This is a genomic window from Corallococcus macrosporus (assembly GCF_017302985.1).
GTDB lineage: Bacteria > Myxococcota > Myxococcia > Myxococcales > Myxococcaceae > Corallococcus > Corallococcus macrosporus_A.
This window is the reverse complement of record NZ_JAFIMU010000002.1, coordinates 245975-257142: the sequence shown is the minus strand read 5'-3', so window position 1 is coordinate 257142 and position 11168 is coordinate 245975. Positions and strand designations below refer to the sequence as shown.

General features: G+C 71.8%; 10 protein-coding genes and 1 pseudogene. 7 read left to right on the top strand and 4 right to left on the bottom strand.

From position 1 onward, the window contains the following. The first annotated feature begins 96 nt into the window (after positions 1-96). Positions 97-1005 (top strand): hypothetical protein, encoded by a 909-nt coding sequence (locus JYK02_RS01500; protein ID WP_207048065.1) that lies wholly within the window; start codon positions 97-99, stop codon positions 1003-1005. Here JYK02_RS01500 and JYK02_RS01495 read toward each other — a convergent pair whose 3' ends face one another. Further along, on the bottom strand, positions 1006-1722 hold the full coding sequence (locus tag JYK02_RS01495; RefSeq protein ID WP_207048064.1) for a glycerophosphodiester phosphodiesterase: 717 nt from the start codon (positions 1720-1722) through the stop codon (positions 1006-1008). It lies immediately after the preceding gene. 119 nt (positions 1723-1841) lie between these two features. Between JYK02_RS01495 and JYK02_RS01490 the strand changes: the two genes are divergently transcribed. Then, positions 1842-2066 (top strand): twin-arginine translocase TatA/TatE family subunit, encoded by a 225-nt coding sequence (locus JYK02_RS01490; protein WP_171437182.1) that lies wholly within the window; start codon positions 1842-1844, stop codon positions 2064-2066. Here JYK02_RS01490 and JYK02_RS01485 read toward each other — a convergent pair. After that, a complete protein-coding gene (locus JYK02_RS01485; RefSeq protein WP_207048063.1) occupies positions 2063-2854 on the bottom strand; it encodes a hypothetical protein in 792 nt (263 codons plus the stop codon). The two genes, JYK02_RS01490 and JYK02_RS01485, sit on opposite strands and share 4 nt — an antisense overlap. A 7-nt stretch (positions 2855-2861) precedes the next feature. Next, entirely contained in the window at positions 2862-5102 is a 2241-nt protein-coding gene (locus JYK02_RS40305; protein ID WP_207048062.1) for a zinc-ribbon domain-containing protein, read from the bottom strand. Positions 5103-5270: 168 nt separating this feature from the next. Here JYK02_RS40305 and JYK02_RS01475 point away from each other — a divergent pair, with 168 nt between their 5' ends. Further along, positions 5271-5942, top strand: coding sequence for a polyhydroxyalkanoate synthesis regulator DNA-binding domain-containing protein (locus tag JYK02_RS01475; RefSeq protein ID WP_207048061.1), 672 nt, complete (start codon positions 5271-5273; stop codon positions 5940-5942). A 73-nt stretch (positions 5943-6015) separates the two neighbouring features. Here the strand turns inward: JYK02_RS01475 and JYK02_RS01470 are convergent, their stop codons facing one another. Beyond that, positions 6016-6333, bottom strand: a complete 318-nt coding sequence (locus JYK02_RS01470) for a hypothetical protein (protein WP_207048653.1) — start codon at positions 6331-6333, stop codon at positions 6016-6018. Between the two features lie 198 nt (positions 6334-6531). Between JYK02_RS01470 and JYK02_RS01465 the strand changes: the two genes are divergently transcribed. The 4 genes and pseudogenes from JYK02_RS01465 to JYK02_RS01450 form a co-directional block, all read left to right on the top strand. After that, a complete protein-coding gene (locus tag JYK02_RS01465) occupies positions 6532-7452 on the top strand; it encodes an ArsA family ATPase (RefSeq protein WP_207048060.1) in 921 nt (306 codons plus the stop codon). Continuing rightward, on the top strand, positions 7449-8561 hold the full coding sequence (locus JYK02_RS01460; protein WP_207048059.1) for an ArsA family ATPase: 1113 nt from the start codon (positions 7449-7451) through the stop codon (positions 8559-8561). The genes JYK02_RS01465 and JYK02_RS01460 overlap by 4 nt, the downstream gene beginning before the upstream one ends. Positions 8562-8751: 190 nt before the next feature. Continuing rightward, positions 8752-9936 carry a tetratricopeptide repeat protein gene (locus JYK02_RS01455; protein ID WP_207048058.1) on the top strand — a complete coding sequence of 395 codons (1185 nt, stop codon included), beginning with the start codon at positions 8752-8754 and terminating at the stop codon, positions 9934-9936. Positions 9937-9946: 10 nt separating this feature from the next. Continuing rightward, positions 9947-11152 (top strand): annotated as a pseudogene (locus JYK02_RS01450) (M48 family metalloprotease); the annotation flags it as partial. Positions 11153-11168 lie beyond the last annotated feature (16 nt).

The following is an 11168-nucleotide window of genomic DNA, read 5'->3' as shown; positions in this document are numbered from 1 at the left end:
GCCCGTTTTGTTGACGCTTCACCGAGGGCCGATTTAGGGTCCGCGGCAGGTGGGCGCCCGCTTGGCCGGCATGCGTCCTGGAGGCGTGATTCCCCCATGCGGACGTTCAGTCGGTGCCTGTTGCTCGCGACGGCGCTGTCCGGGGCCGCGGCCCATGCGGACGACAACGACCTGAAGCTTTCCCGTTTCGGCGTCGAGCGCCGGGGCACTTCTTCCGTCATCACGGACACGCAGTTCGCCGAAGCCAGCGCGGACTTCCGTGCCTTCGCGCGCACCTTCGGCGCGGTGATGACGTCGGCGAATCTGATGCCCCCGCGCACGACGGGCCACTCAGGCTTCGCGTTCAACGCGGAGCTGTCCGTGGTGTCGCTGCCGGAGGACGTGGTGCTGCCCACGGAGGCCGAGCAGCCCGGCTCCGTGCTGGTGCCGTCGCTCCACGTGCGCAAGGGCCTGCCCTTCTCGCTGGAGCTGGGCGGGCGCGTGGGCTGGATTGAGAAGAGCGGCATGGTGACGGCCACGGGCGAGCTGAAGTGGGCCGTCAACGAGGGCTTCACCTACCTGCCGGACGTGGGCCTGCGCTTGCACGTGACGAAGCTGTTCGGCGCGCACAACCTGGACCTGACCACCACGGGCCTGGACATCGGCGTGGGCAAGCAGTTCCCCCTGGGCGGCATGGTCACGCTGACGCCCTACGGCGGCCTGGACCTCAACTTCGTCAGCGCGACCACGCGCACGCTGGACTTCGACCCCGGCCGCACCGTGGCGGACTCGCAGGGCAACGACTCGCGCGATGCGCTGACCAACGCCGCGCCGTACTCGCGGGTGAACGCGGGTGACAACCTCACCCCGCGCTTCTACGCGGGCGCGCGCTTCATTGGCGGCGTGCTGCAGCTGGGCGCGGAGATCTCCCTCACCAACCTGGGCAGCTTCGACCAGGAGGGCGCCAGCAGCCGCGACCTGCCGTCCGTCTTCGCCTTCAACACCACGCTGGGCCTGGACTTCTAGTCAGCGCAGGGCCTCGCGCACGCGGCCCGGACGGTTGGTGATGAGGTAGGACACCCCCAGGTCCCGCAGCTCGCGGGCGCGCTGGGGGTCGTCCACCGTCCACGCCGCCACGCGCAGTCCGGCATCCCGCCACGCGCCCACGCGCTCCGGCGTGCACGCCTCGTGGAACGGGTGCACCGAGTGCGACGACACCAGCGGGCTCAGCGCGTACGCCTGGAGCGCCCAGGGCTTGTCCGGGTCGATGAGGAAGCCCCGGCGCAGGCCCGGTGCCGCCGCCGCCAGCCGGAAGAGGCACAGCGGGTTGAAGCTGGACACCACCACGCGGCCCGCCAGGTCGCGGTCGCCCAGGAGCCGCGCCACGCCCGCCGCCAGGCCTCCGTCGTCGAAGCGGTCGCACTTCAGCTCGATGTTGACCAGGAAGTGCTCCGGCAGCGCGTCCAGCACCTCCTCCAGCAGCGGGATGCGCGCGGGCGCGAAGCCCAGGGGCGAGCCCACGTCCGCGCGGGCGAGCTTCCACCAGGGCGTGGTGCGCACCTCCCAGGGCTGTCCCGCCAGGCGGTCCAGGCGCTCGTCGTGGCAGACGACGACCTCGCCGGAGCCGCACACCATGGCGTCCAGCTCCACGCCGTCGGCGCCCTGGCGCACGGCCTCCGTGAAGGCCTCCAGGGTGTTCTCGGGGGCGTCGGCGCTGGCACCACGGTGAGCGAGCAGGAGCATGGGCGCGCAGTGTGCGCTGGAACGGCCCCCCGGCGCAGCGCCCACGTGGGACGGGCGTCCGGGGGTGGACGCGTGGGCGCAACTTGCCTCGCGGGTGGGTTTATTGCAGTGTCCGCCGCATGCTGGGCCTCGGAGAATTCATCGTCCTCGGCTTCATCCTGCTGGTGGTCTTCTCGGCCGCCCGGATGGGGCAGTTGGGCAACGCGGTGGGCAAGTTCGTCTACTCCTTCCGCAAGGCCTCGCGCGGCGAGGACCTGGTGGACGTGAAGCACCTGCCCCACTCGCGCCGGGGCCACACCGACGCGGACTTCACCGAAGGCCCCAACAAGGACCGCCGCTCCTAGAACTCCTCCCCCGTCGAGAGGACCAGCGGACCGGGCGGACTGCCGGGCGCTGGCGCCAGGAGCAGGCGCGCGGCCTGCTGCCTCAGCGCGGGCAGCAGCTCCGTGGCCTCCACCATTTCGCGCAGGTCCGCGGTGGTGAGCAGCGGCACCAGCTTCGCGCCCACCTCTGGCGGCAGGTACGGATTGAAGGCCAGCGCGCGGCGCACCTTGTGGCGCACGGACCAGCGCGGCGTCTTCCAGATTTCGACGAGCGGCTCCGGCCGCGCGGGCCTGCGCGCCGCGATGCGCACCACCAGGTCCTCCGTGAGGCGCGGGTTGATGAGCACGTTGCGCAGCACGGCCGGGTTGCTGACGGTGGCCAGGCGCGACAGCACGTCCGGGTCGCGCGTGAGGCGGGCCTGCTGCTTCAGGTGGCCCAGGGACTGGTTGGCGGCGAGCGCGTCCGCGCGGGCGGCGGCGTCCGCGTCCAGCTCCTTGCGCGCGGGCCCCTGCGCGAAGAGGTCCGCCACCGCCTCCAGTGACTGCACGTGGGCCATGCGCCGCAGCGCCTCCACGTGGGGGATGTGCTCGGCCTCCTGGTCCAACGCGGCCAGGAAGTCGGACAGCACGCAGGTGGCGGGGGCCTGCCCGGCGCGGGACAGCGTCAGCAGGTGGCCGATGAGCTCGTTCGTGTCGAAGGGCTCACGACGGGCCAGCTCGCGCGCGGCGGCCTTGCGGCGCACGGTGGCGCCCCCGCCCAGGGCGTGCAGGTTGCGCGCGAGCGCACGGGCCTCCTCCAGCGTGGACATGACGGCTTCAGCCTCCCGTGCGGTCAGCGGTGGGTTCGGTGGGGACGGGCTCCAGCGTCACCTCCAGCCGGAAGCCGGCGAGGTCCGCGGGGAACTCCTGGAACATCACCAGGAAGGGCACCTTGCCGCCCGGCGGCACCGGGAGCGCGGCCGCGTCCATGCGCTGGCGGAGCGCGGTGGCGGCCTCGCGGGTGGTGACGGCGTGGAGCTCCTCCGGCGTGGCCAGCGCGCCCGCGAGCCCTTCCGCCGAGCGCACCCGCTGGTCGCCGTCGAACAGGGCGGCCTTCACGCGCACGGCCGCGGCGGCACCGGTGCGGTTCTCCGCCTCGCCGCGCACGACGAAGAGCATGCGGCCGTCGCGCGTTTCATAGAGGCCGTTGGACACGTCGCTCGCGACGAACGGGCGGGACGCGGGCATCACCAGCGTGCGCAGCCGGTCCGGGGACAGCGTGGACGGATCCACCTTGCCATCGCGCAGGTACACGGTGCCCAGCGCGCCCAGGGCCACCACCAGGACGGTGGCGATGGCGAGGTTGAGCACCAGCCCCGTCACCTTCCGCGCGCGGCCGGGCAGCCGGCGCTGGGGCATGCCCACGTCCTCGATGCGCGCGGAGGGCTTGGCCACGGTGACGGCGGGGCCGCCGCGCATGTTGGCCAGGTCCACCACCTCGCGGCGGGGCGTGGTGATCTTGAACGGGTCGCCGTCGTCGTAGGCCGGCACGTCGCCCAGCAGGGAGATGCCGCCGGGCTCGTCCGCGCCAGCCTCCGCGGGCACGTCGCCCAGGAGCGCGGCGCGGCCGGTGTCCGTGGGAGCCATCCCCTCCTCTGCGGAGGCACCCGCGCCGGAGAAGTCGAACAGGTCGCCCATCGGCTCCGGAGCCGCACCGGTGTCCATGGGCGCGGCGGCCAGGTCCGGCGCCGGAGCGGCGACGTCGATGGAGGCGAACGGGTCGTCGCTCTCGAAGCCCGTCGACGGCGACGGAACGACGGGTCCCACCGCCGTGGCGCCGCTCGGAGAGGGCGCGACGGCGACGTTCGCGGCATGGCGCAGCGACACCGCGTCCGGAGCCGCGGGAGCGTCGAGGGAGAAGTCGAAGAGCGGATCCGGAGCGGGGGCCGTCGAACCCGCGGCAAGGCCCGGCGAGGCGACAGGCGCGGCTCCCGGACGAGCCGCCGCGGCAGGGCCCCCGGGCGAACCGGGACGCGCCGAGGCCGCGATGCCTCCAGCCGCCGGCGGCATGCCCGCGCGCGCCGCGCCCCCGGCCCCAGGGGCTCCCGGAGTCGCGGACATGGCGGCACGGGCCGGAGCAGCGCCGGGAGTCGGCTGAATGGGAGCACGGGCCGGAGCAGCCGCGGGAACTCCTGGTGCTGCCGGCGGGGCCCCTGCCCTTGCCCCGGGAGGCGCCGAAGCGGCCTCAAGCCCCAGCCCAGGCGAATCAGTCCCGCCGAAGTCATCCAGGCCCAGGAACGACGGATCATCCACGGAGCCGAAGTCAGAACCGAGGTCTACGACCGCTGGCGGCCGTGCTCCACCGGCCCCCGGAGCCACGGCGGCCGGACGTGAGCCGGGCGCGGAGGGTCCCCCCAGGGGCGCGGCCCCCGCCGGAGCCACGGCGGCCGGACGGGCCGCACCCGAGGGCCCCGCCGCGAACGCCCCGGGAGGAGCGGCCCGGGCCGCCGGCGGCGCGAAGGCCCCCGGAGGCACCGCGCGGAAGGTCCCCGACGCAGGAGAGGCCACGGGCCGCGGCGGCGCCACCGGAGCGGCGGGCGCGGGCGCATCCGACATGAAGTCCGCGAACGGGTCCTCCAGGTCCAGCCCGGCCAGGTTCGTGGGCGACGGCAGCGGGGTCGAGGGCGGAGCCGCCTGCCGCCGGGCGGCGATGCCCGGGGACGACGCGGGCGGGTCGAACGGCATCGTCGCCCCTCCCGTGTCCACGTCGATGTCCACGTCCACGTCACCCCAGGTCTTCACCGGGGTCTTCACCGCGGGCGCGCCGGGCGCGTAGTACGCGGGTCCAGGCCGGGTGACCTCCCCGGTCGGCTCCGGAGCGTCTCCGAACGCCTGGAACGGGTCCGCCTGCACGGCCGGAGGGGCAGCGGGCGGAGGGGCGCTCAGCGCGGGCGCGGGCTCACGCGCCACCCGGAAGGTGTTCTGGCATTTGGTGCAGCGGACCTTGACCCCTTTTTCCGTCACCTTCTCGTCGGGGATCTTGAACCGCGTCTGGCACTGTTCACACTGGACGATCATGGGGTCGGGTCGGGGGGACTCGAAGCATAGGCCCACCCGTCAACCACCGCGAGTCGGGCCCGGGTAACTTGCTCGCTTCCGACCCCTTTGATACGAGGTTCGCCCCTTTGGAAATCAAGAAGTAAACCAGTAAATGCCAAGGCGCAGCCGGGGTCGGAGACGACAGACATGAGCGAGGCCGAGCAAGCAAACGCTCCCAGCAGCAACAAGGAGCCGAAGATCATCAAGCGCTACACGAACCGGAAGCTCTACGACACCGTGGAGAGCCGGTACGTCACGCTCGATGAGATCGCCGCGATGATCAAGGAGGGCACCGAGGTGCGGATTGTCGACAACCGCACGAAGGAAGACCTGACCTCCGTCACCCTCGCGCAGATCATCTTCGAGGAGGAGAAGAAGAAGAACCAGATGCCGCTGTCGGTGCTGCGGGAGATCATCCGCCACCCCGGCGAGTCCATCTCCGGGTTCATCCAGAAGGAGGTCACGCCGCGCGTGGCCTCCATCCGCGAGGAGGCCGAGCAGCGGCTGGACAAGCTGCTGCGCCGCGAGGACGGCAGCCCCCAGGAGGCCACCCCGGACACGGCCGCCGCCACGCCCGCGCCGCAGGCGGAGGGCAACGCCAGCCTCAACCCGGCGGAGCTGCTCAAGGCCAGCCAGCGCGCCTTCGAGGACTTCCAGCGCCGCATCGACGAGCGGGTGAAGCAGGTGGTGGAGAACCTCACCGGCAACCTCCCCGCCCTGGGCCGCGACATGCAGGCGCTCACGCAGCGGCTGGAGGAGCTGGAGAAGAAGCTCGACGCCGTGGAGAAGGGCGACAAGAAGGACTCCAGCGCTTCCTGAAGCGCTGGCGCGGCTTGAAGCACGTGGCGCCCGTGAGGAAGCGGGCGCCGCATGGCCTTGGGAACAGCGCGCGTTACGCCTTCTTCTTCGAGGACGTGGACGTGCTGGACACGAGCGTGTCCACCTTGCCCTCGATGGACGCGAGCAGCCGCTCCAGGTCGTCCACCTTCGAGCGCAGCTGCTCCAGGTCCCCCGTGGACGGCAGGTTCATGGCGGACAGCGCCGTGCGCAGCGCGCCGTCCAGCGTCCCCTTCGCCGCGAGCGAGCGGGACACCAGTCCCTGCACCGCCGCCACGAACTTCTCGTTGGAGAGCAGCTGCTGCGCGAGCTTGCCCACGCGCTCCTCGCCTGTCTCCACGAGCTTCTTCATCACCGGGTTGTTCTTGAGCATGGTCTTGGAACCGTTCAGGTCCGGCCCACCTGCAAGCCAGGGCGTCATGGCCCTCGGGACAGGCGGGACGTCAGGAAGAGGACGCCGCACTCTGGGAGGGGCCAACGCGACGTGTCAAGCAGGGGAACAATGGGGATTTCTCCTCGTGGACTCTCGTTGACTCTCCGGGAGGCCATCCCTACGGTTCGCGCGCCCTCTATGGCCGGACTGCTCGACAAACGCCTGTGGATCGTCTCTGGCAAGGGGGGCGTGGGGAAGACGACCGTCGCCGCCGCCCTGGCCCTTGCCTCGGTGCGCGCGGGCCGGCGCACCCTGGTGTGTGAAGTGAACACCCAGGAGCGCGTCAGCCGCTTCCTGGAGCTGCCCGAAGCGGGCCCGGAGGTGAAGCTCCTGGAGGAGAACCTCTGGGCGGTGGACGTGCGCCCCCAGGAGGCCATGCGCGAGTACGGCCTGATGGTCCTGCGCTTCGAGACCCTCTACAAGACGGTCTTCGAGAACCGGCTGGTGCGCTACTTCCTGCGCTTCATCCCGTCGCTCCAGGAGCTGGTGCTGCTGGGGAAGATCCTCTTCCACCTCCAGGAGAAGCTGCCGGACGGCCGCTGGAAGTACGACACGGTGGTGCTGGACGCGCCCGCCACCGGCCACGCCATCTCCTTCCTGAGCGTGCCGCAGGTGCTGCTGCAGACGGTGCCGCCGGGGCCCATGACGCGCGAGGCGCTGAAGATGCGCGACCTCTTGGTGGACCCCACCGTCACCGCCGCGGTGCTGGTGGCGCTGCCGGAGGAGATGCCGGTGAACGAGGCGCTGGAGCTGCACGGCGCGCTGCGGGACAGGGTGCACATCCGCACGCACGCGGCGGTGCTCAACCAGGCCTTCCCCCAGCGCTTCACGGAAGCGGACCTGGAGGCGCTCGCGGGCCACCCGGAGCTGCGCCGCGTGGCGCAGGCGCACCATGACCGCGCGTCGCAGGCGGTGCTCGCGGGCACGAAGCTGGAGCGCAACCTCCACGCGCCGGTGTACACGGTGCCCAGGCTGTTCGTGCCGCGCTTCGGACGCGACGCGGTGGAGACGGTGATGGGGCACCTGGACGCGATGGTGAAGGGAGGCGCGGGAGCATGACGGCGCTGCAAACGGCGCTCGCGAACAAGCGCGTGCTCATCTGCGTGGGCTCCGGTGGCGTGGGCAAGACGACGGTGGCGGCGACGCTCGCGCTGCGCGCGGCGGTGGATGGCCGTCCCAGCATCGTGTGCACCATCGACCCGGCGAAGCGGCTGGCCAACTCGCTGGGCCTGTCCGGCCTGGGCAACACGGAGGCCGAAGTCCCCGCGTCCGTGCTGGAGCCCCTGGGCGTGAAGCCCAAGGCGGCCCTGCACGCGATGATGCTGGACATGAAGGCCACCTGGGACGACCTCATCACCCGCGTGGCCCCGCCGGAGCAGCGCGAGAAGATCTTCGCCAACCGCTTCTACCAGTCCCTCTCCACGGCGCTGGCGGGCAGCCAGGAATACATCGCCATGGAGAAGGTCTGGGACCTGCGGCGGCGCAGCGACTACGACCTGGTGGTGCTGGACACGCCGCCCACCGCGCACGCGCTGGACTTCCTGGACGCGCCCAACCGGGTGCTGGACTTCCTGGACAACGAAGCGGCCAAGTGGCTCCTCACGCCCGCGCTGAAGGCCGGCAAGGTGGGCCTGTCCCTCTTCAACCTGGGCGGCAGCTACGTGACGCGCGCGCTGTCGCGCTTCACCGGCACGGAGATGCTCCAGGAGCTGTCCTCCTTCATGGTGACGCTCTCCTCCATGAACGAGGGCTTCCGCGAGCGCGCCCGCGGCGTGCGCGAGCTCTTGGAGGACAAGTCGACGGGGTTCGTGCTCGTGACCAGCCCCAACCCGGAGCGGCTGGACGAGGCCATCCACTTCCACAAGCTGCTCGGGCAGAACCGCATGGAGATGACGGCCATCGTGGTGAACCGCGTGCACCCCATGCCCACCCCGGCGCAGTGGGAGGACGCGGCCACGCTGACGCCCACCCGGCGCGCGAAGGTGGAGGAGACGCTGCGCGAGACGCAGGTGCTGGCGCAGCAGGACCTGGAGGGCATGGCGCAATTGCGCGCGGCCTGTCCGGGCACGCCCCTCATCCAGGTGCCCCGCTTCGGGCTGGACGTGCACGACCTCACCGCGCTCTGGGGCACCGGCCGCTACCTCCTGGGCGACGACGTCCTCGCCTGAGGGCCCTCCCCCACCCCGAGTGACACGCCGTGCGCGCCGGGCATATCCGGCACGCGCGGTCGTTCCTGGTTAGAGTGGCGTGCCCTGGAAGTCCTCCGGGGAGAGCCATCCGGGGAACCTGTCGGGTCCCCGGGGTGTCGATGTCCGGGGCCACGCCGGGTGACGCCGGTGTCCGGACGGGAGCAGGTGCATGGACGGCAGCAAGCGGATGGAGGCAGCCGGAGTCGCCCGGCGGTGGCTGTGGGTGGGCGTGCTGGGCCTGGGCCTGACGCTCACGGGCTGCCGCACCACGGGCGCGGCGGGAAAGCCGGACGCCACGGCGAACAAGCAGGTCGTGGAGTTCGACCCCGTCACGGTGACGGCGGACCTGGAGCTGGACAAGCTCAACGACGAGGAGCTCTTCGCGGGCGGCACCTCCGCGTTCGCCGCCAACGACTTCAAGCAGGCGGCGCGCTACTTCGGCCGGCTCGCGGACTTCCACCCCAACAGCCCGCACCGCCGCCAGGCCCTCTACAATGCGGGCCTCGCGCACCAGCGCCTCAAGGAGTGGGACGACGCCTACGGCCGCTTCTCCGAGCTGGCCGAGCCGGAGAAGGGCCAGGGCGACGCGCTGGACGCGTCCTTCCGCGTGGCGGAGACGCTCTACCACCTGGAGCGCTACGAGGAGGCCACGAAGCTGCTGACGACGCTGGCCGCGCGCGCGGACCTGCCCGCGGGCCGCCGCATCGAGGCCCAGGTGCAGCAGGGCATCTGCCAGGTGGAGGCCGGCCGCACCGACGACGCGGAGGCGACGCTGCGCAAGGCGCTGGCCGCGTATGACGCCCTGCCGGACAAGGCGGAGGTGGAGGACTACTTCCCCGCGCAGGCGCACTTCTTCGTCGGGGAAATCTACCGGCTGCACTACGAGGCCGTGAAGCTGGAGGCCAGCCGGGGCAGCGACGGGCTGGCGCAGGACCTCAACTACAAGGCGGAGCTGCTGCTGTCCGCGCAGGGCCACTACCTGCGCTCCATCCGCGTGGGCAACGGCTACTGGGCCACCGCCGCGGGCTCGCAGATTGGCGCCCTCTACGAGAACCTCTACGAGCACATGGTGAACTCGCCCACGCCCCCGGAGCTCAACGCCGAGGAGGCGGAGGTCTACCGCCAGGAGCTGCGCAAGAAGATCCGCGTGCTGCTCACCAAGTCCATCAACATCTACGAGCGCACGCTGGAGGCCGCCGAGCGCATCGGCTCGCAGAGCGCCTTCGTGGACCGCACCCGCCAGAGCCTGGAGAAGGTGAAGTCGCTCTTGCTCGCGGACGCGGACGCCGACACGGAGTCGGGAGAGGTCTCCGTGCCCATGCCCGCCTCCAGCGCGGGCGCGAAGCACCGCTAAAGCGCACCTTCCGCCAGCCATGGAACCGCTCTTCACCCCGGAGCAGCTCGCCGACATCCACGCCTACCACCAGCCCTATTACATCCGGGCGGCGGTGGAGCCGCTGGTGCGGCTGGCCCTGTCGGTGCTGCTGCTGGCCGTGCTCGTGCGGCCCGTGTACCGGGGAGCGGCGGCCGCGGCGGCGGCCCTGGAGCGCAGGTTCGGTGGCGCGCTGCGCACGGCCCCGGTGAGCCGCGCCTTCTTCAGCGCCATGGACAAGCTGTGGGGCGAGCCCGGCTGGGGCACCGCCATCTTCTTCGCGCTCTTCATCGACCTGGCCACCCAGCTGCTCTACGCCCCGGCCAACGTCTACTTCTACTACGTGCTGGAGCACCGGCACGGCCTGTCCAACGACACGCCCGCCACCTTCGCGTGGACGTGGTTCAAGGGCAGCCTCGTGGGCGCCATCGCCCTCACCGCGCTCGTGGTGGGCCTGTACGGCCTGGCCCGCCGCGTGCGCCGCTGGTGGCTGGTGCTGGGCGTGCCCGTGGCCCTGCTGATGCTGGTCTCCTCCGCCCTGGACCCGTACCGCGCCCGCCTCTACTTCGACCAGACGCCCCTGCAGGAGGGGCCGCTGCGCTCGCGCATCACCGCGCTGATGCGCAAGGCGGACATCACCTTCTCCGACGTGGTGGTGGAGAAGACGTCCGTGACGTCCAAGCGCATCCAGGCGTACTTCGCCGGCCAGGGCCCCACGCGCACCATCGTCCTCAACGACGTCATCCTGAAGGAGCTGGCCGAGGACGAAATCCTGGCCGCGGTGGCGCACGAGGCGGGCCATGTGAACGAGCCCCGCTGGCCCGGCCGCATCGCCTCCTCGCTCGCGGTGCTGGCCCTGCTCTTCCTCATCGACCAGCTGCTGCGCCTCTCCGCCCGCCGGGGCTGGTGGGGCGTCCAGCGCGCGGGCGACATCCGCACCCTGCCGCTGGTGTCGCTGGCGGTGTTCCTCCTCCTCGTGCTCGCGGCCCCGGTGTCGGGGGCCCTCTCGCGCGAGCGCGAGCGCGAGGCGGACCGCTACGGCCTGAACCTCACCGGCGACACGGGCGCCTTCCGCCGCATGCTGGTGAAGGCCGCCCGGGTGAACAAGATGGACCCGGAGCCGCCCCGCTGGGTCGTCTTCAAGGGCATGAGCCATCCGCCCATCGGGGAACGGCTCGCCGCGCTCGACGCGCCCTGAACGCCTTTCAAGAAGC